Raw genomic sequence first — 26,671 nt, 5'->3', positions numbered from 1 at the left:
GGCAAAGATAATAATGTTAGCCAAGACGGCTGCATCGCGTTGTCAACATTTCGTGGAAGTTTCGCGATGCCCCGCCGGTGGCGCTAGGGTAGCAGGAACGTATTATATGGCCAATCTCGACGAAATCGACCGGCGATTGCTCGGTGAACTCCAGAATGAAGGGAGAATCACCAATGTAGAACTCGCCCATCGCGTCGGACTGACCGCGCCGCCCTGCCTGCGCCGTGTGCGCGCCCTCGAAGAAGACGGGGTAATCCGGGGCTATCACGCCGAACTCGACCCCTCGAAGCTGGGATTTTCCATCACGGTTTTCGCCATGGTGAGCCTGAAGAGCCAGGCAGAAGATTCGCTGCGCGAATTCGAAATGGCGATGCGCGATTTGCCCGAAGTGCGCGAAGTGCATATGCTCAATGGCGAGATCGATTTCATCATCAAGATCGTCAGCCGCGATTTGCAGAGCTTCCAGGAATTCCTGACCAGCAAGTTGACGCCTGCGCCCAATGTGGAAAGCGTGAAAACCTCGCTCACCATTCGGACCAGCAAGCACGAGCCCGGCGTCCCGCTGTGACCGGGCCTGCGTCGATCGAAGGCCACTGCCTGTGCGGCGCGGTGACGATCACGCTCGACAATCCGGTGCAGCAGGTCGAAATTTGCCAGTGCGGCGTGTGCCGCCGATGGGGCGGCGCATTCTACAGCGCGCAAAGCGGGGACAACCCGCAGGTAACAGGCGCAAACGAGATTACCGAGTTTCGTTCCAGCGAATGGGCAGAGCGGGCGTTCTGTTCGAAATGCGGCAGCAATTTATGGTTTCGCTTCCTGCCGACCGGTAATCGCAGCTTTTCCGCCGGGCTATTCGATGCCGCCGCCACCCACGGGATCGAGAAGGAGATCTTCGTGGACGAACGCGCGGATTGGTGCAGGATCGAAGGCGACCATCCGCGCCAGACTGGCGAAGAGGTGATTGCCGAAGCCAAGGCGGCTGGGTTCAGTTTCGATTAGCGGGGATGGGTTTTTTTAGCTCAGCAGAACGAGGCTGCCTGCTAGCTCTGAGAGAATCTTCTATCCAGCCGGTTTCGGCATTTCTCCGCTTCGATAATCGACGCCGACTTGGCGACTTCCCCAGACCTCTGCGATAGGCTCTCAGGAGATCGGCAAAGCCCAACCGTTGCGCAGATCAACGGCTGAGCATCGGGAAATACTCGTCGTGAGCCTTCCCGATGTCAACCGGACTGCTTAGCGACCATATCCCGAATGGTCGGCCCGCGCAGTTTGCACTGCCTTAGCCTTATATTTTTCAGCAATGGCGGGCGAGGCGCCTACGCATCTCGCGTCTTGAGCCATTCTTCGAGCCATTTGATCGAGTACTGGCCGGTTTTCACGTCGTCCTGCTGCAAGAGTTCCTGGTGCAAGGGAATGCTGGTTTTGACACCCTCGACAACCATTTCTTCCAATGCGCGCTTGAGGCGCATCATGCAGCGTTCGCGGTCGCGACCGTATACGATCAGCTTGGCGATCATGCTGTCGTAATAAGGCGGGATCGAATAGCCTGCGTAGAGCCCGCTATCGACGCGCACATGCATGCCGCCCGCGGCGTGATAATAGGTGACCTTGCCGGGGCTGGGCGCGAAGGTGAAGGGATCTTCCGCGTTGATGCGGCATTCGATCGCATGGCCCTTGAACTCGATCTGATCCTGTCGGCAGGACAGTTCCTTGCCCGATGCGATACGGATCTGTTCGCGCACCAGATCGATACCGGTGATCATTTCGGTCACCGGGTGTTCGACCTGGAGGCGGGTGTTCATCTCGATGAAATAGAACTCGCCGTTTTCCCAGAGGAACTCGATCGTGCCGGCACCGCGGTAAGCCATGTCGCGCATGGCCTGGGCGCAGATTTCGCCCATGCGGTCGCGCTCTTCGGTCGAAAGGACGGGCGAGGGCGCCTCTTCGAGGACCTTCTGGTGGCGCCGCTGGAGCGAACAGTCGCGTTCGCCCAGATGGATGGCATTGCCATTGCCGTCGCCGAAGACCTGGAATTCGATGTGGCGCGGATCGCCGAGATATTTCTCGATATAAACGGTGGCATCGCCGAACGCGGCTTTCGCTTCGCTTCCGGCCTGCTTCATCAAGGTTTCGAGCTGGTCCTCGCTTTCGCAGACCTTCATGCCGCGGCCACCGCCGCCGCTGGCAGCCTTGATGATCACGGGATAGCCGATTTCGGCCGCAATCTCGCGCGCTTCCTGGACCGTTTCGACCGCGCCGTCGGATCCGGGCACGAGCGGCAGGCCAAGGGCGCCGGCCGTTTTCTTGGCAGCAACCTTGTCACCCATGGTGCGGATATGCTCGGGCTTGGGGCCGATCCAGGCGATGTCGTGCGCTTCGACGATCTCGGCGAACTTCGCGTTTTCGGACAGGAAGCCATAGCCGGGATGGATCGCATCGGCATGGCTGACTTCGGCGGCCGAAATGATGTTCGCGATGTTGAGATAGCTGTCGGTCGCGGCCGGGGGGCCGATGCACACGGCATGATCGGCCAGACGGACATGCATGGCATCGGCATCGGCGGTGGAGTGCACCGCGACGGTTTCGATACCCATTTCATGAGCCGCGCGGTGAATGCGCAGCGCGATTTCGCCCCGGTTGGCGATCAGGATACGGGAAATGCTCACGGGCGACCTCAGCCGATGCTGACGAGCGGCTGGTCGAATTCGACCGGCTGAGCGTTCTCGACGTGGATCGCCTTGACGGTCCCGGCCTTGTCGGCGGTGATCGGATTCATGACCTTCATCGCTTCTACGATGAGGAGGGTCTGCCCTTCCTTCACGCTGTCACCGACTTTGACGAAGTCGGGTGCGCCCGGTTCGGCAGCGAGATAGACGGTCCCGACCATGGGCGATTTGATCGCGCCGGCAAAGTCGGCAGCGGGTGCTTCGGGCGAAGGCGCGGCGGCGGCAGGTGCCGCTGCAGCAGGAGCGGGCGCGGCCATCTGCATCGGCGCTGCCATCGGAACGCCGCCGCCGCGCGAAACGCGGATCTTGCGCTCTCCGTCTTCCACTTCGATTTCGGTGAGCCCGGTGTCGCCCAGCATCTCTGCCAGTTCGCGAACGAGAGCGGTATCGACGTTCATGCCGGACTTGCCGGCGCTGCCCTTATGGTCGGCCATGGAACCCCTTGAGTGTTGTTTGGCCCGCCTATGCTCGCGCCGCGCAGATAGGGCAAGGGGGCAGGGACGCTTTTACAGGGCTGCTGCCTTCTCCAACGCTACGGCATAGCCGTTTGCGCCCATGCCTTTCACTTCGTCCACCGCCGCCATGCCGACATAGGAGAGGTGCCGAAACCCTTCGCGTGTCGCCGGGTCGGACAGGTGAACTTCGATTACCGGCACGTCGATGGCCTTGATCGCATCGAGCAGGGCTATCGACGTGTGGGTATAGGCAGCGGCGTTCAGCAACACCGCCTTGGCGCCCGCGGCGTGCGCCTCGTGCAGCCAGTCGACCAGTACGCCTTCATGATTGGTCTGACGGAAGTCGACGGTCAGGCCGATCTCTCCCGCCTTCTGTTCCAGCATCGCAGCAATATCGGCCAGGGTGGTCGAACCGTAAATCTCTGGCTCACGCGTGCCGAGCAGGTTGAGATTGGGGCCATTGAGGACGAAGACAATATCGGTCATGCCGCGGGTTTAGCGGCAATCGGCAGGACCTCAAGCGTCGGTACCCTTCGCTTTGCCCCATTGCCGAGCGGCAGTGTAGCCGAGGTAACCCGTACCGAAGAGCGCGTATAGGGATTCCGGCAAAGCGGCGAGGTAGCCAGTCATGCCTTTGGCGATGGCGCGGGCGGTGGTCGGATCGAAAGCGGCAATTATTCCCATCGGCAGGCTGAAAAGGATCAGCGTATACATGACATAAAGAAAGCTCGGCCGTGCGCGGCTGGTCCAGCCATCGGCACTTCGCGCTTCGGCGACTATTGCGGAAAGCCGTGCTTCGATCTTACGCAGTTCTTGCGTTCCCTGCAGCGCGAGCAGTTCGAGTTTCGCTTTTTCGCGAGCTTGTTTGTCGGGGATCACCTTGTCGATGATCGCTGCGATTGGTCCGATAACTGTTTCGAAAACCATGTTTGCCTCCATTAATAAAGAGGCGGTTCAGATAACCATATCGGTTCGTGTAGGAAACATGATTATGTTCAGTGATACGGGCATATCACCAAAAGGGTTCTCGTGTGATCGGCTATTTCACCATGAATCGTGCCCTGACCGTGGCGGCCCGCCCCGCGATCAGGACGCCGGTGGGGCTGACGCGAAAATCGGACACGGCCGGATCACATCCGTCGGCATCGGGAGTGGGCGTGTAATTCCACGTGGTCCCGCCATCGGCGGAGAATTGCAGGTTGTCGGTCGTATTTCCCAGCGCGACAAAGCTGTAGCCAAGGCCCGATGCCGGGCTGCCGCTTGAAAAAAGTACTGGACCGCTCCCCGGACCAGCGAGATTTGCGAGACACATCTTCGCGTCGGTGGGCGCGTCGTCCGTGATGATCACCGTATTACCGTCGGTGTTGTCGCTGCCCGTATTGCTGACGGTGATGAGGTATTCAATCAGCGCGCCCGGTATCGCCTTCGGATTGGACGTCCCGTTGACCGGGTCGGAAATGACCGAACTGACCTTGGTGACGGCGAGAGTGGTATAAGGGCGGCAGAAATTGATATCGTGCAAGGCTATGCCCTGTTGGCCGGGATTGGTCGGCGCGTTGGTATGGTTGCCATATGTGATGACGATCGTGTCGACCTTGGCGGTGAAGGTGACGACCAGATTGCCAGCCGAAGAATCGTTGTCAGATGCGCCATCCCCGATCGCCGTATTTCCGGTCACGTAATTGGCATTGCCGTTGCTGAGCGTCGGCATCACCGACGCACCGCCATTGGTACCGGTCACAACCACCCTGTCGGTGAACTGGTTCGCGGCATAGTCGACATCGAAAATCGTGAACTGGACGCCGTCGAATGCGCGCGGCAATGTGACAGTGATGGTGACTGCACCGTTACGGCTCGACTGGTCGGATACGACCGCCAGGCTCCGCTGGGCTGGTGAAAGTCCCCCCGTGAACGCGCTTTGCAGCGTGGGTGACTGACCACCGAAAGCGGCATTGTTAAGGTAGGCACCATCATTGCTGAGGTTGAAAGCGATGTTGCCGAACGCCCCCAGCGCGTAGGTATTGCTGGTCGAGCCGGCTGCCCAGCTAATGGCGGGCGAATCCCAGTCGAACAGCGTGGAGCCGTTAGGGCAGTTTACTGCCGGTACGATTCCAGCCGCGCGTCCTGCGACGACGGTGAAGGTCGCCGATGCGAAATCGTCTTCCGTCGTTATGCCGTTGTCGGGCGTGGAATCGCTATCGATGATGCTACTGGAAATGATTTCGGCGGTACTGGTGATCGTGGTCCCGGCATTGGCCGAAATCGTGCCCCTGATATCGAGCGTCGCGCTGGCCCCCGGCGCGAGCGTCGGGACGGACCAGACCCTCGTTCCGGCGTTGAAACTGCCGGCGCCAGAGGCGGACGAGAAAGTGAACTGGCCGGGAAACGTATCCCGCACCGCGATACCCGATGCAGAAGAAGGCGAGTTCGATGCATTGCTGACCGTGAGGCGATATATCGCCTGGCCGCCATTGGCCGGCGGGTTGCCGATGAGAACCTTCGTCAGCGACAGATCGGCGTAATTCGCAGGCGCCGACCTCAAATAGAGATCGGCCCGCACGAATTGCCCGTTATCGGCTGCAGGATAGAGATCGCATATTTCCAGTCGCCACGTACCGGCGGATGTTTCGCCGTCGAATGCGGAAAGCAGGCTGCGGGGCTGATAGGTGTTCTGATAGGGCGGCGCGCTTGTCGAATGGTTGCGGTTCGCCCCGTCCGTGTTGACCAATTGCGTTGCCGCATCGTCCAGCAGGACGTTGAAGTTGTCGCCGCTTATGCTTTGCGTGTCGCCATTGGTCAGTTGCACGCGCGTCCCGGTCGGGGATTGAAGCGTGAACTGCAGATCGCCGCGCCAGCTGTGCGTGGCCAATATGCCGATGTTCACGTCGGCCACCGTGAAATTGCTGCCCACGGCAAAGGTGCGAACCAGCGGGGTGGTGCAGACCGTCGTTCCGTTGATCGTACCGCTGGTGGTATTGGAGAAAGTCGATGTCGACTGCGCACCGGCGGGCGCGGCAACCGCCGTCAGGACGGTGAATATCAACAGGCGGACGAAATGGGCCGTCATGCTCCGCCAACTGACTGAAACCATCCCGTTGATCATGCTCTTGGCATACGCAAACATGGTTAAGGGCCGGTTTAGATCATGGTAACCCATCGTCTCGCCACCTATCGGCCCAGGCCGAGGAAGGAGAAGGTATCGGCATCGAACTTGATCCGGATCGAGGCGTATAGTCCCTCGTCTGTTTCGCGCGCGGCGGAGAAATCCTGGTCGCGAAAACCTGCGAAATTGTAGCCCACCGTTATCAGAGCGTTGTCCGCTGGACTGAACCCGACGTTCGGACCGATGGCAAAGCTCGTAAGGCCGTCCTCCAGACCTTTTCGAACCGTGCCTCGCGCGCCGATTTCGAAACGCTCGCCAAGGCCGAACTTTGCATCGAGTCCGCCCAACAGGGTGGTGCCTGCATAGTCGTAACCTTCGAACTGATCGAAATTGTGCCGCGCGCCGATGAAAATGCCGAATTCGTGGCGACGGACCCTCTGTCCGCTCGCATCCCGTCCCCGTGGCGACCAGTTGGTCGAAAGGCTGGCGATCAGGCGGCTGGCCTTGGCATCGCCGTCCACCAGCAATGCCGTATTGCCGGCAGCGCCTGCTTCACCGGCCACGGCATCGGTGACTTCATCGCTCCGAAACTCCAGTTTTCCGAGGAAGGCGAGGGCGGATTCGGCGGGACGGTGCGCGATGGCAATCGCCGCGTCCATGATTTGGGTTGCAGCTCCATTGTCGGCTTTCGCTTCCGTCCAGGTAAAGCCCGATCCGACGATGCTGCCTTCGCCCAGCTGGCGGATCGCACCGAGGGTCAGGCCCTTGCGATCGGCGAATTCGCCATCGCGATATTCGGCGCGCCCCGTGGCGCTCCACCGATCCTTGCGCCACGCCATGCCAAGGGTGACGGCGTTGAAGTCTTCGAACAGCGTGCCGTCCTGTCCCAGCTGTCCCCCGCTAGCCACGGGCTGAGCCGGATTGACGACGTCGGAAACTGTGTTGCTGCCGCCCAGAGTGCGATTGCCGTCGATCGTGGCATCGATCGTCAGGGCAGGCGTTACCTGAAGCGACTGGGCCAGGCCGAAGGCGGCAAAGCTGCGATTGCCATATTCGCCAATGTCCTGCCGGCCCAGTGAGGTGACGGCCTTCGCGCCTTCCCATGGGGTCACCTCGAGCCCGCCCTTTATGGTGCGCGCATCGATCTCCGCACCGTCCGCCAATTCGTAAAGACCGACGATCCGGACATTCTCTGTCAGCGCATATCGGGCACCAATCCGGTGCCGCGCCGGTAAATCGATCGATTCCGCGCTGTCCAAGGCGATGCTGGTGGATGCACTCAGCTCGAGCCGGTTGTCGAGCAGGCGCTGGGTAACGCCCCCTTCCAGAACGGTTGAATCATTGCGTGTGCCATCGGCCAAGCGATCGGCGAAGTGCGCGATGCCCAAACGCAGGTCGCTCGTCTGCGTCGCATAGCCCAGCTGGATCTGCGCTGCCCGGCGGCGGCCGTCATCGGTGAGGCTGTCATCCTGCCACAGGCTGCCAAGGATCGAGAGGTTTTCGCCCAGCTTGATCCGCGCATCGGTGCCGAACTTGCGCCGACCCTGCTCGGCGCCATTCTGCTGGCCTACTCCATATTCTGCGTCGAGCGAGCGGGCATAGGCAATCACGTCGACCGATCCGGTCTGGTGCTGTGCTTCGACCAGCCAGCCGGTAGAAGTCTCTCCATCGCGGCGGCTTGCAGCGACTTCCGCACGCAGTTCCGTGCTGTCGCCGAACCTGGCACGCAGATCGACGGCACCCATGTCGGTTCGCGATCCGTCACCCTTGTCCGTCACGGCAGTCGCACCGATGCGCACGGCGCCGTCTGGCGCAGTCCAATCGGTCCGAACGCCTGCATTGAGCTCGCCATCCGAGAACCCGTCGATCTCGTAATCGACCACGACAAATTGCGGATTGAGGTCGAAGTCCCGGCTGAGAACGGGTTCCTTGAACGTGATCGTTCCGGACAGGCGATCGATGTCGTAATCGATGAAGCGGACCAGTTCCTTAGAAGAAACAATCAGTTCGGAACGAAACCTGTCACGAACTTCGAGCACAACCTTTTCGCTGTTGGCGATCAGGCCGCGGCTCGAGAGGCGGTAGGGGCCGGTAATGCCCTGTCCCTGGATCTCGTCCCGGCGGAAGCGGGTGGCGATTTCTGCTGCGAAACCCTGCGCGCGGAACTGGCCCAGCCGCGCTTCAGCCTTCACGCCGGTTGCGGTGCGGTTGTAGCGGGCAAGACGGGTCTGGTCGAAGCCGGTTTCGAAATCGCCGTAAAGCGCATAGAACGTGGCCGTCTCCACCCGCAGATAGAGCTTCTCACGCGATGCCGCGTCGAAGCGGCGGGTCGAAGCATCGCCGAACACCGTGTAATAGGCGTGCGGATCAAGCGTACCGAGCACACGCTGGTCTTCGGCCTGCTTCGCGCTGTCATAGGCGAGGGTGACGAGATATTTCCCGAGCACACGGCCCTTGGCATAGAGGGCCACGCGTGCTTCGTCGCCAAGATCGCTGTCGAAGCGGCCGGCGCGTTCCATATTCTCGGCAACGGTCCGGGCGCCCACAGAACCTTCGGCGAGACCGATCACCGTCCATTCGATGTCGCCGGGCACGATCCATGTCTCGAGTTCCTGTTCACGTACGATTTCGCCATCGTCGAACCGGAAGTCGAGCCGGACCGAGCCGCTCACCATGGTCGGGGCCAGTTCGATCAGCGCAATCCCGTCAGTGCCGCCGACGACCCAGCGGGCCGAGCTCGCTTCGAGACCGGTCAGTTGATCGAGCTGCTGGCGTTCGATCTGTTCGGCGCTCTGATAGGGGGCGCTGAGCGTAAACTCGCCGGCCACGCCTTCGCGCAAAGGCCGGTTGTTGCGATCGAGCACGCGCACGGCAACCACGGGCCGTGTACGCCCGTCAGCCACAAAATTCGACAGCTCGGGCACCAGTTCGACTTTCGCGGGAGCGGTGGTGAAGAAGACCTCGCGCTCGATCGTCTCGTTGATTTCGCCGAAGCTGTTTATGATGTCTGCGCTCAACATCGTGCGTTCGTGCTTCAGCGGAATGCCGCGCCACTGGCTTACAGCGTATTTGCCAGCCTCTGCCTCGCGGGTGCCTTCGAAGTTGAGGCCGCTTACAGGCTGGCCGTCGACACGAAGCGCGATTTTCTGTCCCTTGCGGTGCCGGATCGCGACACGAATAGCCGGGGCACGTGGATTGTGACCGATTTCGGGGGTCAGCCAGCCATCGGGGCCATCGCCCAGGGCGATCCAGTCGGTCGCCGGGCTGTTTGCTTCACGCACGGCGTCGCCTTCGCGCTCCGCGTCCGCTTCGCCCTCGCCTGTCTCGACGACCTTCTCGACTGTCGAAGGGAGGGCGTTTTCAGGCAGGCGCGCATGGAAATCTGCGACGACAAGCGATCCGCCCTGTCCAATGGCGAAGCGCGACGTTGCGCTGCCCGCGTTGCGCGTGTCGCGATGACAATTCACGAATTCGCCGCCTTCGGGCAGCGTCATGCGGGAAGCCTGAACCACGTGCGTGCCCGGCACGACGCCTTCGAAGTGATAGCGCCCCTCGCTGTCGGTCATTGCAAAGCTGCCGTCTTCGAGCATGACACGCACGCCCGGAATGCCGCGCCGAGAATCGATGAGCGAACAATCGCCTGCAGTCACGCGCCCGATGATGGTCATCCGGCTGGCAATTGCCTCGCGTTCGATTTCGACACTGGTGCCGGCAATGATTTCCCGCCCGAGCGAGTCGATCGCCACAGCGCGATTTTCGGCATCGCCCGGCGGCGCATCGGGGCGCACGGTCATGGCGTAGGTAACGCGGCGCGTAGCACCGCCGGCGATGTCGCCCAGTTCGATCCGTAACTCGCTCCCATCTGCCGAGAACTGCACTGCGTCCTCGACACTCTCGCCGTCGACCCGCACCGAGTCGCGGCGGAACCTCAACCAGCGTGACGGGGTGTCGACAAGCACGACATTGCGCTTCACGCGCGAAGCGTCGGGGTTCTGCACTGTGATCGCATAGAAGAGCGCATCGCCCGGCTCGGCGCGGTCGCGCGACGCTGTTTTCGCGACCGTCACTGCGCCGCCCGACCAATCGAGCGGAATGTCGATACGGCGGGGAACCTGGTCGACAAGGACGAACCTGTCCCCGAAGGAGCCATCGACTATGACGAAGGTGCTGCCATCCTCGCGCACAAGCTGCTGAAGCTGCGCCGGGGTCGCAACCGAGGGGGCGGTATACATGTCTGGTGGCTCGACCAGGACGCGATAGCTCCCCAGCGCGGTGAGGGGGAACCAGTATTCGCCGGGGCCAATCTGATATGTATTGCCTGCCGCATCCGTAATCGCCTGCCCGCTGATAACGGTAGAAGGCCAGCGGGTTATCCCATCCTCGGCGAAGACCGTGGCGGGCTGGCCGGTCGCCGCATCGATCAGCGTCACGCGTGCGCCGCTGATCTCTTCGCCGGTTTCGCTGTCGAACACTACGCCGAAAGGGTCCGCCAGCACGTCAACCGTCGCCGTTGCAACGATGACCGCGCTCCCCCGCGCATGGATCTCGATTTCCACCGTACCGCCATCCTTCACCCCCAGCCGGCAGTCCGTGGCCGACGGGGAAGGGGGAACATGGTGTGTGAGGATGCGGCCGATGAAATGGCCCGTATTCTCGCCGGTCTCGAAAATGGTCAGGCGTTCGCTGTCCCCGGCACTGCTGATTACCTGGACATCTACCGAATCCACTATCCTCGGATCGATATTCGCCACCGGAACCAGCACGTCGAAAAGAATGGAACCGCCCGGAGAAACCTTGTCGGAAGTCTCGACGATGGCGGAAATCAGCTCGGCATCGGTATTGCCAGCTTGCTGTGCAACCTTGGCCGATGCGATCGACGCGGTATCGCAGCGTGGTGCGCGATAGGATATGCCGGTACCCGATCCCGTGGTCGGCCGGTAAACGGTGATAACCGGTTTCGATCGGTCCACATCGACCGATACCGTATTGGATGTTGTTTCGTAGGTATCGCCGCCAAACACCCATTTTGTATGGGCAATATTGTCGATCGTCTGTGCGTGAACGGCTTCTCCGGACACGACGACCGACAGCAGCGCTGCAAGGAGCGCTGCTGCCAGAAGCCGGAAGGGAAAGCGGAAACGCATTGATTGGAAGTCGCGCTGGCGATCAGTCGATCGTGACGCGGAAATAGACCGAGCGCGATTGCGAAGGGGCGATGTTGCTGAGGTCCGCGGTGATCTCGTGCGTACCGCTAATGTAGCTGGCCGTCGGCGTGGGCAGATTATCGCCCCGTGTGCCGCTGGCGCAGCTGGCATTGCCATCCACGAAGATACCGAATGCGGTCAAATAGGACACATCAGCCGGCAGATCGTCGTTCACATCGATATTCGTGCCCGTCGCCCCTCCGGCCGCGTTCGACACGACGATGCAATATTCGATCGTGGCGCCCGGAATTGCCTTGGGATTGGTCGGCCCGTTTACGGGGTCGCTGACGATGCGGCTGGTCTTGCTGACCGACATGGTCGCGCCGGCAACGACGTATTTGCCGACATCGGAATAGGCTCCGTCGCGCGCCGCGTCGGTGGTGCCCGCCCCATCGGTGAAGACGGTGTCGACGCCTGCCGTATTGGCCCCGGCCGTCTGAGTGATGGCCACGCCCTGCGTCCCGGCGGTGCCGCCTTCGCGGGCGGTGCCGGTCAACACGACGTCGAATTCGTTACCGTTGACTGCACCAAGGCCGATGTCGGCGATGACAATCACGGCGACGGTTCCGTCGGCAGCGACTTCGTCGAGATAGGTGATCGGGCCTGCGGCCAGCTCGGCGGCGCTCAGGCTACGGTCGCCATTGGTGTCGCGATAGACTTCGAAATTGGCGATATTGGCGGCGTTGCCCGCATTGAGCGCTGCAGCCAGCCGGATGTCGATGACGGCGTTCGACAGGTTCGTCACGTCGAACGCGAGAACCTGGTTCTGAGCCCCCGGGGCGACCGACGTTGCGGCTGTTCCGGCAAAGTCCACCAGCACGTCGATCTTGCGATCGACCGTAAAGGTATTGGATGCGGTTACGGCCGTCTGTGTCACACCGCCCACGTCGAAACTGACGGAGACATTGTTCGTGATCGAACTGCCCGCGGTACTCCCCCCCGCCAGAGCGGGGCTGGCGCTGAATGCAATGAGCGCAATCGTGCTCACTGCCCCCAGCAATTGCTTGCTGCGTTTCATTCTACTCTTCCTTCTGATGTACCCTGCATTCCCCTGTCCGCCCGCAAGGTGTGGCGGTTATCGTCCGCCGGTCAGCGGATGATGGCTGGATATTCGAGACGCCCGCTTTCCCCCGGTGCTACCGACGGGAGTGTCCAGCGGACATGAGTGACATCGGCCTGATCTGCCGGACGGGAGCCGCCGTCCTCGGCCATGACGGACAGCTGCGAAAGCGTGCCGAAGCTCTTGCCGCCGTCGACCGATACGATCAGCGTGGTGTCGGCATCCGGCGCCAGGCGTACTGCCGGCGGCAACGGATTGGTGACGACGAAGTTATCGACCGCTTCGTCGCTGCCATTGTTGTAGTCTGTCCCGAAGATCAGCCGATCGCCCGGGATGATCGTGTTGGGCTCGACCAGCTCGGTAACTTCTTTGCCGGACGCGTCGAGTGAGACCGTTTCATGCATCACGCTGCCTGATAGCGATATCGCCTGATCCTGCGCGGACAGCGGAGCAGTGCCCGCCGCCGTTGCTAGAATTGATATGAATAATATGAGGAAAATACGCATAAATCAGACCTTTATGATCGAATGCTAAGTATCAATCTATGGTAACCTGGAATGTCACAATATGGCTCGATCCGCCCGATACGGTCCCGAGATCGACCGAAATTCCGCTCGTGCCGGAGCGCCCGGCATCTGCGTCGGCAGCGTCGGTGAGGGTGGCCCCGTCGAGTTTCAGCGAACCTGCAACGTAGGTGGTGTCGGCGGGTGCAGCGTCGGTGACGACAAGGTCGGAAACCGACCCGCTGCCTCTCACTTCGGCCCGGATCGCGTAGGTGATGGTTGCGCCCGGCACGATGCCGGTACCGCCGAACGGATCGCGCACAGTTGCGGATTTGATAAGGTCCACATCGGTGATGCCGACGCTCAACGATCCGGTCGCAGTGGCATTGGCCCCGGTTGAGCCGACGATGGCGTTGCCGCCGCCGGCACCCTGGCCTGCGAACGCCGTGCCCGGTGCCCCGGTCCCGGTCACCGCTTCGGCAAGCAGGCTCACATCGCTCTGGTCGCCATCGGCAACTCCGCCCGGAATGGTTACGACGACGAAGACGGTCAGGCTCGCATCGGCAGCGATTGCCGCTGTCGTGGCAGGCCCTGTCAGCATTTGATCGACGCCCGGGTCGTACACCCCGTTGCCATTCGTATCGACCGCTATGCCATTGACCGTGGTGTCGAAGTCGTTGCCCGCCACGGCGGGGTTGGCGGTAAACGTATAAGCCTCGGGCCCGTTGCCCGTGTTGGTCAGTTCGAAAGTCAGGACCGCCGATCCCGGAGCGGCCGAAACGGGTCCGGAATCGCGTGACGTGACCGTCACGTCGAGCAGTTCGTCGACCTTTACCGTGATGGTGTTGGAAGGGATCGTCACCGGACCTGCACCACCGTCATAGGTGGCGCTCGCGGTGTTCTCGATCAGTGTCCCGGCCTTCACGCCGCCGGCATGTGCAGGCGTCGTGATCAGGGCTGCCGCGATGGCCAGCGGCGCGAGGGCGAGGCGGAATGGCGCTTTTGTCATGCGCCAGAAGTTAAGGGAAAGTGGTAATGGAACCGTTAAAACATACGCGTTTTTGCGTAAGCTTGCCGCGCGACGCGATGGTAAACGCGATCCTTACATTCGCACCACCCGCTTAACATATCGTGCGATTGGGCGCGCGCGCATCCGTTGGCTAGACCGGCTGCTTCGGAATACAGCCGCGCAAAGACCCGCGCCGATACCGGGGTGGCGGTATGGCCGGACGCACTTGAAGCGCTGCATGAAATGATCGTGAAAGGGGGGAAACCACTGGTCGGGATGACTGGATTCGAACCAGCGACCCCCACACCCCCAGTATGGTGCGCTACCAGGCTGCGCTACATCCCGAAACCAGTGGAGGCGGCCCTATAGGGCCCGTGTCTGTGCATGGCAAGCGTACTTCGCCGCCAATTCGTTGCCCCGGCACCGCAATACTGCTAACCGCGCCGCACTTCCGCATATGGAAGGTGCCCGACCGCTTGAACAGCGGGCAGGCGTCACCCAATTGCGGACCCGACAGATACTGCAATTTCCTACAGGTATACCTTCGATGATCGATATTCTCGCCGCCGCCGGAAGTGCTTCCGCAGCACCGGCATGGACCGGCTGGGTGCTGCCGCTCGGCATGCTCCTGATCCTGTGGTTCCTCATCCTGCGTCCGCAAATGCGCCAGCAGAAGCAGCACCGCGAACGTGTTGCCGGCCTCGCCAAGGGCGACGAAGTGGTTACGGCAGGCGGTCTTGTCGGCAAGATCACCAAGGTGGACGAGCATTTCGTGCATGTCGAACTTGCCAAGGGCATGACCGTCAAGGCGGTCCGCAACACGATCGGTGAAGTGCTGTCCTCGCGCAGCACACCGGCCGCGAACGACTAAGCAGGGGCGCAACCTTCCATGCTCGAATTTTCTACCTGGCGTAAAGTCTGGTTGTGGGTGGTGACGCTGCTATGCGTCGCCGCCGCGCTGCCCTCGCTGCTGTCCGCAACCAGTGTACGCTGGCCCGACTTCCTGCCCGACCCGATGGTCAACCTCGGCCTCGACCTTGCAGGCGGTAGCCACATCCTGCTGGAAGCGGATGCGTCGCAGGTAGCCACGCAGCGCCTCGACAACATGGAAGAAAACGTGCGCAACACCATGCGCAACGCCGAACCGCGGATCCGCATCGGCGACGTTTCGACTCGTGACGGACGGCTCAGCTTCGTGCTGGACGATCCTTCCCAGATCGATCGCGCGCGCGAACTTCTGCTGCCGTCGATCAACGGAACCGGCCTGGTCCGCGAATGGGATATGGCGGTCGAAGACGGCAATCGCATGATCCTTACGCCTACGCAGGAAGGGATCAACACGGCGGTCAGCGATGCGATGGAAAGCGCCACCGAAGTGGTGCGCAAGCGTATCGACGAACTCGGCACGCGCGAGCCGACCATTATTCGTCAGGGCGATGACCGCATCGTGGTGCAGGTTCCGGGCCTGCAGGATCCCGAAGAACTCAAGGCGCTGCTGGGCCAGACGGCCAAGCTCGAATTCAAACTGGTCGATCAGAATGCCCTGCCGAGCGATGTGCAACAGGGTCTTGCGCCTCCGGGATCGGAAATCTTCCCTTATTCGGAAACGTCGGACTTCGCCGGCACGTCGCTCGCCGTTCGCCGTCTCGGCGGCATCCGTGGCGACAGCCTGACCGGCGCACAGCAGAGCTTCGATGCCCAGACCAACGAACCGGTCGTAACGATCCAGTTCGATAGCGACGGCGGCCGCCGCTTTGCCAAGCTGACGACGGAAAACGCAGGCAAGCCCTTTGCCATCATTCTCGATGACAAGGTGCTTTCGGCGCCCAACATCAATGAACCGATCCGTGGCGGCACGGCGCAGATCTCGGGCGGCTTCACGGTCGAAACGGCCAACCAGCTCGCAATTTCGCTGCGTTCGGGCGCACTGCCGGTCGACCTTGCCGTGATCGAAGAACGTACGGTCGGTCCCGATCTCGGCGCCGATTCGATTCAGCGCGGCATGCTCGCCATGGGGCTCGGGTCCTTGCTGGTCATCCTGCTGATGATCGCCAGCTATGGCCGCTTCGGCGTCTATGCGACGGTTGCGCTGGTCATCAACATCGCCATGCTGCTTGGCATCATGGCGGCGCTGAGCACGACGCTGACCTTGCCCGGTATCGCCGGTTTCGTTTTGACCATCGGCGCCGCGGTGGACGCGAACGTGCTCATCAACGAGCGTATTCGCGAAGAACGAAAGCGCGGGCGGCGTGTCGTGGCAGCCGTGGAAACCGGTTATCGCGAGGCGAGCCGCGCGATCTACGATGCCAACATCACCAACTTCATCGCGGGTGTCCTGCTGTTCCTGTTCGGCAGCGGTCCGGTGCGCGGCTTTGCGGTGGTGCTGGTCATCGGCTTGTTCACCTCGGTCTTCACCGCCGTCACGCTGACCCGCATGTGGGTCGCCGGATGGCTGCGCAAGGCCAAGCCCAAAGACATCTTGCTTTAGGAAGGGCGAGGATATGAAACTGCTCAAGCTCGTCCCCGACGACACCAACATCAAGTTCCTCAAATGGCGCATTCCCTTCTTCGCGGTCAGCATCCTGCTGATCGCCGCAAGCTGGGCGCTGGTTCTCACCAAGGGCCTCAATTACGGCGTCGATTTCGCCGGTGGCCTCGAAGTGCGGGCAACCTTTACCCAAAGCGCGGAAGCCCCTGTCGGCGAACTGCGCGAAAAGGTAGACACGCTGGGATATGGCGATCCGGTGGTCCAGCGTTTCGGCGAGGACAACCAGGTATCGATCCGCGTGCGCCTGCCTGATGATGTGTCGGCCAACAAGGAAGCCGCGCAGGCGGCGGCCAACGACATCGTCAGCACGCTGCAGAGCGATTATTCGGACTTCCGGCTCGACGGTAACGACAACGTGTCCGGCAAGGTGTCAGGCGAATTTCGCGAGAAAGCCCTTCTGTCGCTGCTCGCCGCAATGGTCGCCATTGCGCTCTACATCTGGATCCGCTTCGAATGGCAATTCGGTGTGGGAGCCCTGTTCGCACTGTTCCACGACGTCAGTCTGACTCTCGGCATGTTTGCCCTGTTCCAGATGGAATTCAGTCTGCAGATCATCGCGGCCATTCTGGCGATCATCGGCTATTCGCTGAACGACACTATCGTCGTCTACGATCGCATCCGCGAAAACCTGAAGAAATTCCGCAAGATGCCGTTGCCGGAACTGCTCGATCTCTCGGTCAACGAAACTCTCGCCCGTACGGTGATGACCTCGCTGACGCTGTTCGTCGCGCTGATCCCGCTTCTGCTGTTCGGCCCGGCCAGCCTGTTCGGCATGGTTGCCGGCATTACCCTCGGCCTGTTCGTGGGTACTTACAGCTCGGTCTATATGTCGGCACCGATCCTCGTGTGGCTGGGGGTGACCAGCGACAGCTTCGTCCCCACCGAAACGGCGACCGACAAGCAGGAAAAGAAGGCGCGCGGCGTCGTCTAGACCAGCGTGTCGTAATAGGCGGCAAGCGCCCTGCCGTTTGCCGCCCAGCTGAATTCATCGACCGCCGCCGCCACCTTTTCGGGTGAGCGGGGGCGGGCGGTCACCAGCTCGATCCCCTCGCGCACCGCGCGGCAATTGCGCGCCACGATCACCCCGGCATCTGGCGTTGTCACTACTTCGCGCGCGCCGCCCGCATCGGTAATGACGATCGGCGTCCCGCAGGCCAGCGCCTCGATCCACGCATTCGCCAGTCCTTCGCTGGCAGACGGCAGGACCATGGCATCGGCAGCGGAGAGCAGCGGCGGCAGCACTGCCGGGTCGAGGCTGCCGAGCATGTGGACACGGTCGGCCACGCCCACATCCCGGGCCAGCGCCAGAAGGCTTGCCCGGTCCTCACCCTTGCCGATCAGCAGCAACCGCCCCTTGGGCAGATGCGCCAGCGCCTTGATGACCAGCGCCTGCCCCTTCCGCTCGATCAGCGCGCCGACGGTAACCAGCAGCAGGTCGCCATTCGTCAGCGGGACGTCGAAGGTCTGCGCCAGCCGCGCACGCAGCCCTGCATGATCCATCGGCCGGAACAGGTCCCTGTCCAGCCCCGTGTAGTGAACGCGGATCTTCTCCCGCTCCATGCCGAGCATCGCCATATCGTCCGCCAGCGCTTTGCATACGGCAAGCACGCCGGAGGCGGCCCTGGCAGTCTTGAGCAGCGCGTCGCGGCCATATCGGCGGGCGCCCCAGTGATGGATGTCCGATCCGCGTGCCTTCACAGTGAAGGGCAGCCCCAGATCGCGCGCGATCATCATCGCGGCGGGTCCATCGGGATAGAAGAACTGCGCATCGACAAGGTCGAACGGATTTTGCGCGTGGAGCCGCCGGACAAGGGGCAGCACCGCGCGCGCTATCAAAGCCGGGTTCAACCTCCCGCCGATCTTGGGGATCAGGCGAAACACGGGACGATGGATGGAAATGCCGAAATCTTCGCTATCCTGTGCCGCAGCAGCCAGTTCCCGATATCGCCCCAATGCGACCGGCGGCAGGCCGATGGGATTGATCACGGTCACATCCCACTGCGTATCGCGCTGCAGCGCCTCCAGCGACCGCGCCACGAAAATGCCGAACCGGGGCTGGGCAGGGCTGGGAAACAGCGTCGACAGCGAAAGGACGCGGCGCGTCTTGGGCGTTTTCACAGCGTGCGCACCAGCATTTCCGCCACCGCGATCCAGGGGGCATCCTTAATCACATCCTGCTTCTGTCCCTGTCCGGGCGGCAGTATTCCCAGCAGTTCGCCGCGGCGGTCGATCAGCCGCCCGAAGGCGAAGCGTCCCCCCTTTTTCGGCACCAGTACATCGCGGTTGATGGCGCGGCCGGCATCTTCCGGGTCCAGCTGGCGCAGCCAGAGCTGGTCGCCCGGGCGATATTCGCCGTGCGGATAATCGACGTCGAGCACCATCAGCGCACCGTCCCCGCCAAGATCGGTAGACAGTATCGCATCGCGGGTTCTGGAAAGCGCTTCGGGTCCGTCCTTCGCCAGCTTCGCCACGATTTGCGGGTGACCGGCCCGTTCGCTGCGGACCAGCATGTCGGCTTCGACATCCAGCGCGGCAGCTATCCGCTCCATCCATTTCAGCGACAGGTTCCGCATGCCCGTTTCCAGCCGCCCGACGGTCTGCGGCGTGGTCGGCGGATCGCACGCTTCGGCCAGATCGGCCAGCGTCATGCCCTTCTGCTTGCGAATGTCGCGGATGCGATTGATCACTCGGTCACTCCCCTTGATAACCGATTTGGTTTTTTCACTTTCCTACAGGAACCGGGAGCGCGCAAGGCGGAATTTTCACAGTGGAGAATCCGATGCGTAATCTCGTCGAACGCGAACTCACGTCAGCAGGCCCGCGGCGCACGGGCGGGGCAGTCTCCGGCCGTCGCAGCGTAACCGTCAATCTTGCCGAAAGCCCGCTCACCTGGCTGCATTCGCGCGGTCATCTGACCGATCGCCAGTTCGATGCCGGAGAACGCCTGCGCACCGATTACGAACGCGCACAATTGCCGCCATCCGTCACCATGCGCTGGGATCCGGTCAGGGTGGACAACGGATCGTGCGGCCATGGTCTCACGGAATCCGAACGCCAGATTGCTGCCAAGGATCGCTTCGATGGCGCCATGGCCGAAGCAGGCCCGGGTCTGTGCGACATCCTGTGGCGCGTCGCCTGTGCGGGGGAAGGTTTGCCTGCTGCGGAAAAGGCGCTGGCATGGCCGGTGCGAAGCGGGAAACTGGTGCTCTCGCTGGCGCTCGATCGGGTCGCACAATTCTATCGGATCGCCTGACCGTCAGGACAGTGTCAACCTGTCAACTTCACGGCTCGAAAATGAACGGCAGAAACTCAGGACCAAGCAGGGAAGCGGGACGTTGCTTTGACAGGAATTGAAGGAGAATTGAACGTGAAACTCTATTATTCGCCCGGCGCCTGCAGTCTCGCTTCCCACATCGCGCTCGAAGAATGGGGCGGTGATTACGACACGGTGAAGGTCGATCTGGGCAAGCACCAGACCGAGGATGGCACCGATTTCTATTCAATCAGCCCGCGCGGCTACGTGCCTGCCATTTCAAGCGACGAGTTCGATCTGCTGACGGAAAACCCCGCTGTCCTGACCTATGTCGCGGAAAAGACCGACGCGCTCCCCTCCGGCAAGGACCGCTTCAAGCTGCTCGAATGGATCGGCTTTATCGGCACCGAGATTCACGGCGGCTATCACCCGCTGTTCGGACAGGACACGGACGATCGTCAGGCCAAGGCCAAGGACAAGCTGGCCGAAACCTACCGCCTGACCGAAAAACTGATGGATGGAAAAGACTGGCTCGTCGGTGATGGCCCGACGGTGGCGGACAATTATCTGTTCGTTACCCTGCTGTGGGCCGACAAGTTCGATGTCGACTTGCCGCAATCGCTGGTCGATTACCGCGAACGCAACAAGCAGCGCGACGCGGTCAACAAGGCCATGAGCGCCGAAGGCATGCTTTGACGTAACGGCGTTGCGCGGCCGACTTCAAGCGCCGCTCAACGCTGCAGCCACGCTGCCCCGTACGATGGGAAGGAGGTCTTCCTCGAACCACGGGTGCTGACGCATGAACAGCGTGCTGCGCCATGCGGGATGCGGCAGTGGAATGAAATCCGGCTGGAATTCGCGATGGCGGCGCACGCGCTCCGCCATCGTCCAGTTTCTGGCTTGCGGTAAATAGGCGCGCTGCGCGTATGTGCCGACCAGCAAGGTCAGCCGGTCCTGCGGCAATTCGGCCAGCACCCTAGCGTGCCATGTCGCGGCGCATTCGGGGCGAGGGGGCTTGTCGCCGCCGCTTGCCTTGCCGGGATAGCAGAAGCCCATCGGCACCAGCGCCACGCGGGCGGGATCGTACATTTCGCCCTTGGACAACCCCGTCCATTCGCGCAGCCGGTCACCGCTCGCATCGTCCCAGGGGATGCCGCTTTCGTGGACCTTGCTGCCCGGCGCCTGCCCGATGATGAGCAGCCGCGCAGTGGACGAGAAACTGGCAACGGGCCGCACCCCGTGCGGCAGATGTTCCGCGCAGATCCGGCAGGCCGCGATCTCCGCCTTCAGGCTCATCCCTCGACCAGTTCGGCGAGAGCCAGCCAGCGCTCTTCCGCCGCATCCTTTTCATTGCGGGCGTTCTCGATACCCTTGGAAATATTGGCAAATTTCTGTGGGTCTGTCGTGTAGAGATCGGGGTCCGCCAGTATTTCCTCGCCCTTGGCGATGGCCACCTCCAGTTCCTCGATGCGCGCTGGCAGCAGTTCGTAATCGCGCTGATCCTTGTAGGACAGCTTGGTCGATTTCGGCGGTGGGGGGGCAGGGGGCGAAGCCTTGTTATCGCTTCCACCGCTACGAGTCTTGCCGGTAATTGGTGCCTGCCGTTTGGCCATCCAGTCTTCGTAGCCACCGGCGACAACATCGACATTGCCCGTGCCGTCGAGGCCCAGGGTGATGGTAACCGTCCGGTCGAGGAAGTCGCGGTCGTGACTGACGATCAGCACGGTGCCTTCGTAATCGGCGATGACTTCCTGCAGCAGGTCGAGCGTTTCGAGATCGAGATCGTTGGTCGGCTCGTCCAGCACCAGCAGGTTCGATGCCTTGGCGAATTCGCGCGCCAGCAGCAGGCGGCTGCGCTCGCCGCCGGAAAGGACGGACACGTTCATCTCGACGATCTTGGGATCGAACAGGAAGTCCTTGAGATAGGCCTGCACATGCTTGCGCACGCCGCGCACGTCGATCCAGTCGCCGCCTTCGGCCAGCACCTGTCGCACCGTCTTGTCGGCGGTGAGCAACTGGCGCTGCTGGTCGATCATCACGCCGGTCAGCGTCCTGGCGATATCGACCGTTCCGCTGTCGGGTTCCAGTTCGCCGGTCAGCATCTTCAGCAGGGTCGTCTTGCCCGCACCATTTGCGCCGACGATACCGATCCGGTCGCCGCGCTGGATACGCAGGCTGAACGGCTTGATGATCGTCCTCTCGCCATAGGACTTGGTGATATCCTGCACCGCGATCACCGATTTCGACTTGAACTCCGCTTCGGTCGCCAGTTGCAGCTTGGCAGTGCCGGCAGCGGTAATCATTGAGGCCCGCTGCGCGCGCATCTGGCCGAGCTTTTCCAGCCGGCCCTGATTGCGCTTGCGCCTGGCGGTCACGCCGCGTTCCAGCCAGTGCGCTTCCAGCTTTAGCTTGGCGTCCAGCTTGTCCGCAGCGCGGGCTTCTTCGGCATAGACCTGTTCTTCCCAGGCTTCGTAGCCGCCGAAACCCACTTCCTTGCGCCGCAGATTGCCACGGTCGAGCCACAGGGTCGTGCGGGTCAGCCGCTTGAGGAAAGTCCGGTCGTGGCTGATCACGACGAAGGCGCCCTTGTACCTGTCCAGCCAGCTTTCCAGCCAGTCGATTGCACCCAGATCGAGGTGGTTGGTCGGCTCGTCCATCAGCAGCAGATCGGGGTCCTGCGCCAGCGCGCGGGCGATGGCGGCCCGGCGTTTCTCGCCGCCGCTCGCGCCCTTGGTTTCGCGGCTCATGTCGATGCCAAGCTGGCCCGCAATGGCCTCGACCTCATGTTCCTGCGGGGCATGCTCGCCCGCCAATGCCCAGTCCATCAAGTTGGAATGACCGGTCAGGTCCGGGTCCTGCTCGAGCAGCACGACGCGCAGGGCTGGCTTGGTCTTGCGAATGCCGGCGTCGGTCTCGACCTGCCCGTCGATCATGCGAAACAGCGTGGTCTTGCCCACCCCGTTGCGCCCGATCAGTGCGATGCGGTCGCGCGGGCCGATATGCAGGTCCAGCGGATCGTGATCGGGCCCGCCGAACAGCCATTTGCCGCCCTGTTGCAGGGCGATGCCTTCGAGGCTGAGAATTGGGGGCTGTGCCATAGGCCGCGCGAGGTAGTCGCGCAGGGGCGGTCCGGCAAGCCTTCACCGATAAGGTCAGTTGTGGGAGCCTGAGAACGATTGGCTCCCGGCGACTTATTGCTGAGCTGCTGCCCGCTGCTCGTCGGCCATGCGGGCAACATCGGCGAGCAATTGCTGCGCGTCGTATATGATGCCGTCCTTGATGGTCCAGCGCACGCCGCCGACCTGCTCGATCGTCTCGTCTTCGCGATTGAGGCGCGTATGGCCGGTCCCGTACAATACCTTGAAGTTGGCCAGCGGATTCTCGGGCACGATCACCAGATCGGCCAGCTGGCCCACGGCGATCCGGCCCATCGGCGGCGCTTCGCCGCGCGGCTCGTAGATTTCGCGCGCACCGTCGATGGTCGCTGCGCGGATCACGGCGAGCGGCGACAAGCCGGCCTCGCGCAGCATCTCCAGCTCGCCGATATAGGCAAAGCCCCAGGTCTGATAGATATAGCCCGGATCGGATCCGGCAGTGACCCGCCCGCCGCGTTCGTGGAACTCCTTCGTCAGCTTGAACCATTTCTGGTAGAACTTGCGCCAGGCGACCTCGTCCTCGGTGGTCCAGTCCTTGTAATAACTGCCGTGATTGGTGGCGCTGGGGGCGTAGAAATCCATCAGCGACGGGATCGTGTATTTCGCGTGCCAGTCACGCGTCTTCGCCGCCATCACGTCCCTGCTGGCGGAATAGATGTTGAATGTGGGGCTGAGGGTTACCCCGCTGTCGACGAGAAAATCGATATATTCGTCCCATTTCTCGCTGCCTGGCTCGACTGCCTGCGGAGCGAGCTGCGCCACCCACGCAAAGCGCGACTGCTCGTCGAAGTAATTATAATTCTCGGGATAATAGGGCAGCCCGTCCTTCAGCAGGCTTTCGAAATGGCCGTAGAAATGCGTCACGCCGCCGAGGCCCAGTTCCACGGCCGTGCGGGCGTTCACTTCGGCAACACCGGTCTGCGCCAGATGGGCGACAGTCCCCATTTGCTGCTTCTTCGCTTCGTCGAGCGCCGCGCCCAGCACTTCGGGACTGGAGGAGTTGAAGAACTTCACCCCCCAATAGCCCTGTGTCTTCGCCCAGCGCACCCACTCGCGCGCCTTTGCAGGCGTGTCCGGATTACCGCCGGACCATTTGTCCCCGAACACGATGTAGGGGATCAGGCGCGGTGCGGTAATCGTGTTGGCCGCGCTGCGGCTGGCGTCCGACAGGTCGGGTGTGCCGGGGCCAAAGTAAAAACTCACGCCGCGTACGGTTGTGACGCCGTGCGCCAGCCACAGCTTGTATCCATAGGATGGCTGCGCCGCCTTGCCCTCATCCCCGTTATGGCCGTGCACATCGACGAAACCGGGCAGCACATACATGCCCGCGGCATCGACCACGCGCTGGGCGCCCTGCGCTTCGCTATCGGGCGCACCGCCGGGGTAAAGCGCGGCGATGCGATTGCCTTCGACCATGATGTCCACGGGGCCTGCGGGCGGGGCGCCGCTGCCTTCGATAACCGTCGCGCCGCGGATCAGCAGCTTGCCGAACGGGCCTTCGCCTTCGTCCGATGCCCGGTCGGGCACACGCTCCATTTGGGCAGCGAGCGGTTGCAGGCCGATGGTGGCCAATGCGGCGAGTGCGACTTTCCAGACTTTCATGTGTCCCCCACGTTTGGTCCGGTGGGCTAGCGCCAACGACGCGCAGAGGAAAGTGGGAACACATCTGTTCAGCAAGCCGTAAAGCCGAAAGGCCGACTAACCGTCCGAACAATGAGGAGTATTTTGATGATCCGTTACGCAATTCCTGCCTTGGCTGCTGCGGCTATCGCCTCCAGTGCACAGGCGGCAGAGGTCCAGATCCAGTCGCAGGGCCCGGTTGTCGAACTGTCGGTCAGTGAAAGCGTCGATGCCAAACCCGATATCGTCGATATCGGTGCCGGTGTCACCAGCCAGGCGAGCACCGCGGTCGAAGCCATGCGTACCAATGCCCGCGAGATGAATGCGGTGATCGATCGCATCAAGGCGTTGGGCATCAAGGATAAGGACATCCAGACCACCGGCATCAACCTGAGCGCGCAATACGATTACGATCAGAGCACGAGCCGGCAGGTCTTCCGCGGCTATCAGGCATCGAACCGGGTAAATGTCACCCTGCGCGAAGTGCCGCGTGCAGGCGAGGTGCTCGACGCGCTGGTTGCTGCCGGGGCGACCGATATCAATGGCCCGAACTTCTCGCTCGACGACGATACCGGCGCCCGTGCACAGGCGCGTAAGGCCGCGTTCGACAAGGCGCGTGCGCAGGCCGAGGAATATGCACGCTGGTCGGGCTTTTCCGGCGTGCGCCTGCTCGAAATCAACGAATCCGTCGCCGCCGGCCCGCCCATGCCTTACGCCCAGTCGGCCGAACGCAAGATGATGGACGTGAGCGCCGCGCCGACCCCGGTCGAACCCGGCCTCGTCGGCACGATGGTCTCGCTGACGGTTAAATTCGAGATGACTCGCTGAGACTTAACGGGCTTACCCCGCCAGCATTCACACCTTGTTCAATGCTGGCGGGATAGGCATGGTCGCATCATGAAGCGCATCTTTGCCTCTCTCCTCGCTTTCGGGCTGGTCGCCGGTCCGATAATGGCCGAACCTGCCTTTGCGCAGCGTCGCTCCGAACAGGGCGAAGCGCGGCGGGAAATGAGCGCGGGCAACATCCTGCAACTGCGGGAGATCGAGGCGCGGGTTCTGCCAAGCATGCGCGGCGCCGAATACCTCGGCCCGGCTTACGATTCCGCTGCGATGGCGTACCGTCTCAAGTTCATCAAGGACGGGCGGGTCATGTATGTCGATGTGGATGCACGCACCGGCAAGGTGCTGCGGCGCAGCCGCTAAACGGGCCGCGCGGCATTCCCATTGAAACCCCGTTCATGTTGACGCGTTCATCTACATGAACGAAACGCGTGATAAATTATCCGAGGACGGACATTCATGAGGATCCTGATCGTCGAGGACGAGCCTACGCTCGGCCAGCAACTTAAATCGACGCTCGAACAGAACGGCTATGCGGTGGACCTGTCCACCGATGGCGAGGATGGGCATTTCCTGGGCAGTACCGAGGAGTATGACGCCGTCATCCTCGACCTCGGCCTGCCGGAAATCGACGGGCTGACGGTGCTGGGCATGTGGCGCAAGGAGGGCCGCAAGTTCCCCGTTCTGGTGCTGACCGCGCGTGACAGCTGGTCCGACAAGGTCGCCGGCCTCGATGCCGGTGCGGACGATTATCTCGCCAAGCCGTTCCAGACCGAAGAACTGATTGCGCGCCTGCGGGCGTTGATCCGCCGCGCATCGGGCAACACCTCCAGCGAACTGACGGCGGGCGACGTGCGTCTCGATACGCGCTCGGGCCGCGTCACTCTGCAGGGCGAGCCGGTCAAGCTCACCGCGCAGGAATACAAGCTGCTGTCCTACCTCATGCACCACAAGGGCAAGGTGGTCAGCCGCACCGAACTGATCGAACATATCTACGATCAGGATTTCGACCGCGATTCCAATACGATCGAGGTCTTCGTTACCCGCATCCGCAAGAAGCTGGGTGCAGACGTGATCACGACGATCCGTGGACTCGGTTACAGCCTCGACGATCCCGCCGACCAGCCGCGCGCATCCTGACGGAGACGGCGGCGAGGCGGCGGCGGTCGGGCAGGTCCCGCCGGCGTCCCCGCCT

The 26,671-nt window shown here is 62.2% G+C and carries 24 protein-coding genes and 1 tRNA gene; 10 read left to right on the top strand and 15 right to left on the bottom strand.

All coding sequences use genetic code 11. The features are described from left to right. The first annotated feature begins 106 nt into the window (after positions 1-106). Complete coding sequence (locus tag KYK83_RS14625; RefSeq protein ID WP_103025164.1) at positions 107-568, top strand: Lrp/AsnC family transcriptional regulator; 462 nt, start codon at positions 107-109, stop codon at positions 566-568. Next, positions 565-999 (top strand): GFA family protein, encoded by a 435-nt coding sequence (locus KYK83_RS14620; protein ID WP_222828806.1) that lies wholly within the window; start codon positions 565-567, stop codon positions 997-999. The genes KYK83_RS14625 and KYK83_RS14620 overlap by 4 nt, the downstream gene beginning before the upstream one ends. A 317-nt stretch (positions 1,000-1,316) precedes the next feature. On the opposite strand, the gene accC is transcribed toward KYK83_RS14620, so the two are convergent. The 10 genes from accC to KYK83_RS14570 all read right to left on the bottom strand — a co-directional run bounded on the left by accC (position 1,317) and on the right by KYK83_RS14570 (position 14,405). After that, a complete protein-coding gene (gene accC, locus KYK83_RS14615; protein ID WP_222828805.1) occupies positions 1,317-2,666 on the bottom strand; it encodes an acetyl-CoA carboxylase biotin carboxylase subunit in 1,350 nt (449 codons plus the stop codon). An 8-nt stretch (positions 2,667-2,674) separates the two neighbouring features. Further along, positions 2,675-3,160: an acetyl-CoA carboxylase biotin carboxyl carrier protein gene (accB, locus tag KYK83_RS14610; protein WP_103025161.1), complete on the bottom strand. Its 486-nt coding sequence runs from the start codon at positions 3,158-3,160 to the stop codon at positions 2,675-2,677. A gap of 72 nt (positions 3,161-3,232) precedes the next feature. Further along, positions 3,233-3,667 (bottom strand): type II 3-dehydroquinate dehydratase, encoded by a 435-nt coding sequence (locus KYK83_RS14605; RefSeq protein ID WP_222828804.1) that lies wholly within the window; start codon positions 3,665-3,667, stop codon positions 3,233-3,235. Positions 3,668-3,697: 30 nt separating this feature from the next. Further along, positions 3,698-4,108 carry a holin family protein gene (locus KYK83_RS14600; RefSeq protein WP_222828803.1) on the bottom strand — a complete coding sequence of 137 codons (411 nt, stop codon included), beginning with the start codon at positions 4,106-4,108 and terminating at the stop codon, positions 3,698-3,700. Positions 4,109-4,220: 112 nt separating this feature from the next. Further along, a complete protein-coding gene (locus KYK83_RS14595; RefSeq protein ID WP_222828802.1) occupies positions 4,221-6,248 on the bottom strand; it encodes a proprotein convertase P-domain-containing protein in 2,028 nt (675 codons plus the stop codon). 101 nt (positions 6,249-6,349) lie between these two features. After that, positions 6,350-11,428: an isopeptide-forming domain-containing fimbrial protein gene (locus tag KYK83_RS14590; protein ID WP_222828801.1), complete on the bottom strand. Its 5,079-nt coding sequence runs from the start codon at positions 11,426-11,428 to the stop codon at positions 6,350-6,352. 22 nt (positions 11,429-11,450) lie between these two features. Next, a complete protein-coding gene (locus tag KYK83_RS14585) occupies positions 11,451-12,506 on the bottom strand; it encodes a hypothetical protein (RefSeq protein WP_222828800.1) in 1,056 nt (351 codons plus the stop codon). Positions 12,507-12,577: 71 nt separating this feature from the next. Next, complete coding sequence (locus KYK83_RS14580) at positions 12,578-12,952, bottom strand: hypothetical protein (protein ID WP_248284488.1); 375 nt, start codon at positions 12,950-12,952, stop codon at positions 12,578-12,580. Between the two features lie 133 nt (positions 12,953-13,085). Then, positions 13,086-14,060 (bottom strand): hypothetical protein, encoded by a 975-nt coding sequence (locus tag KYK83_RS14575; RefSeq protein ID WP_222828798.1) that lies wholly within the window; start codon positions 14,058-14,060, stop codon positions 13,086-13,088. 268 nt (positions 14,061-14,328) lie between these two features. After that, positions 14,329-14,405: transfer RNA gene (locus KYK83_RS14570), tRNA-Pro, on the bottom strand. Positions 14,406-14,607: 202 nt separating this feature from the next. On the opposite strand from KYK83_RS14570, the gene yajC reads away from it, so the two are divergent. Genes yajC through secF form a run of 3 tightly spaced genes read left to right on the top strand, consistent with a single transcriptional unit; the run spans position 14,608 to position 17,539 of the window. After that, positions 14,608-14,931 carry a preprotein translocase subunit YajC gene (yajC, locus tag KYK83_RS14565; RefSeq protein ID WP_103025153.1) on the top strand — a complete coding sequence of 108 codons (324 nt, stop codon included), beginning with the start codon at positions 14,608-14,610 and terminating at the stop codon, positions 14,929-14,931. An 18-nt stretch (positions 14,932-14,949) separates the two neighbouring features. Then, positions 14,950-16,548: a protein translocase subunit SecD gene (secD, locus tag KYK83_RS14560; RefSeq protein WP_196845850.1), complete on the top strand. Its 1,599-nt coding sequence runs from the start codon at positions 14,950-14,952 to the stop codon at positions 16,546-16,548. A 13-nt stretch (positions 16,549-16,561) separates the two neighbouring features. Continuing rightward, entirely contained in the window at positions 16,562-17,539 is a 978-nt protein-coding gene (gene secF, locus KYK83_RS14555) for a protein translocase subunit SecF (protein ID WP_222828797.1), read from the top strand. Here the strand turns inward: secF and KYK83_RS14550 are convergent. Beyond that, positions 17,536-18,726 carry a glycosyltransferase gene (locus tag KYK83_RS14550; RefSeq protein WP_222828796.1) on the bottom strand — a complete coding sequence of 397 codons (1,191 nt, stop codon included), beginning with the start codon at positions 18,724-18,726 and terminating at the stop codon, positions 17,536-17,538. The genes secF and KYK83_RS14550 overlap by 4 nt on opposite strands. Further along, positions 18,723-19,295 (bottom strand): helix-turn-helix domain-containing protein, encoded by a 573-nt coding sequence (locus KYK83_RS14545; RefSeq protein WP_222828795.1) that lies wholly within the window; start codon positions 19,293-19,295, stop codon positions 18,723-18,725. The genes KYK83_RS14550 and KYK83_RS14545 overlap by 4 nt, the downstream gene beginning before the upstream one ends. A gap of 92 nt (positions 19,296-19,387) precedes the next feature. Between KYK83_RS14545 and KYK83_RS14540 the strand changes: the two genes are divergently transcribed. Further along, positions 19,388-19,861 carry a DUF6456 domain-containing protein gene (locus KYK83_RS14540; protein ID WP_196845854.1) on the top strand — a complete coding sequence of 158 codons (474 nt, stop codon included), beginning with the start codon at positions 19,388-19,390 and terminating at the stop codon, positions 19,859-19,861. 114 nt (positions 19,862-19,975) lie between these two features. Further along, positions 19,976-20,557, top strand: coding sequence for a glutathione binding-like protein (locus KYK83_RS14535; RefSeq protein WP_222828794.1), 582 nt, complete (start codon positions 19,976-19,978; stop codon positions 20,555-20,557). Positions 20,558-20,581: 24 nt separating this feature from the next. Here the strand turns inward: KYK83_RS14535 and KYK83_RS14530 are convergent, their stop codons facing one another. The 3 genes from KYK83_RS14530 to KYK83_RS14520 form a co-directional block, all read right to left on the bottom strand. Beyond that, a complete protein-coding gene (locus KYK83_RS14530; RefSeq protein ID WP_222828793.1) occupies positions 20,582-21,157 on the bottom strand; it encodes a uracil-DNA glycosylase family protein in 576 nt (191 codons plus the stop codon). After that, complete coding sequence (locus KYK83_RS14525; RefSeq protein ID WP_222828792.1) at positions 21,154-22,959, bottom strand: ABC-F family ATP-binding cassette domain-containing protein; 1,806 nt, start codon at positions 22,957-22,959, stop codon at positions 21,154-21,156. The genes KYK83_RS14530 and KYK83_RS14525 overlap by 4 nt, the downstream gene beginning before the upstream one ends. Positions 22,960-23,052: 93 nt before the next feature. Beyond that, entirely contained in the window at positions 23,053-24,618 is a 1,566-nt protein-coding gene (locus KYK83_RS14520; protein WP_222828791.1) for an amidohydrolase family protein, read from the bottom strand. A gap of 126 nt (positions 24,619-24,744) precedes the next feature. Between KYK83_RS14520 and KYK83_RS14515 the strand changes: the two genes are divergently transcribed. The 3 genes from KYK83_RS14515 (at position 24,745) to KYK83_RS14505 (ending at position 26,616) form a co-directional block, all read left to right on the top strand. Then, positions 24,745-25,464 (top strand): SIMPL domain-containing protein, encoded by a 720-nt coding sequence (locus KYK83_RS14515; protein ID WP_248284486.1) that lies wholly within the window; start codon positions 24,745-24,747, stop codon positions 25,462-25,464. A 69-nt stretch (positions 25,465-25,533) separates the two neighbouring features. Then, a complete protein-coding gene (locus tag KYK83_RS14510; RefSeq protein WP_222828789.1) occupies positions 25,534-25,839 on the top strand; it encodes a PepSY domain-containing protein in 306 nt (101 codons plus the stop codon). A 96-nt stretch (positions 25,840-25,935) separates the two neighbouring features. Continuing rightward, a complete protein-coding gene (locus KYK83_RS14505; protein ID WP_103025141.1) occupies positions 25,936-26,616 on the top strand; it encodes a response regulator transcription factor in 681 nt (226 codons plus the stop codon). Positions 26,617-26,671: the final 55 nt, after the last annotated feature.

The organism is Qipengyuania pacifica, assembly GCF_019857205.1.
Lineage (GTDB): Bacteria > Pseudomonadota > Alphaproteobacteria > Sphingomonadales > Sphingomonadaceae > Qipengyuania > Qipengyuania pacifica.
This window is presented reverse-complemented; position numbering and strand designations above follow the sequence as displayed.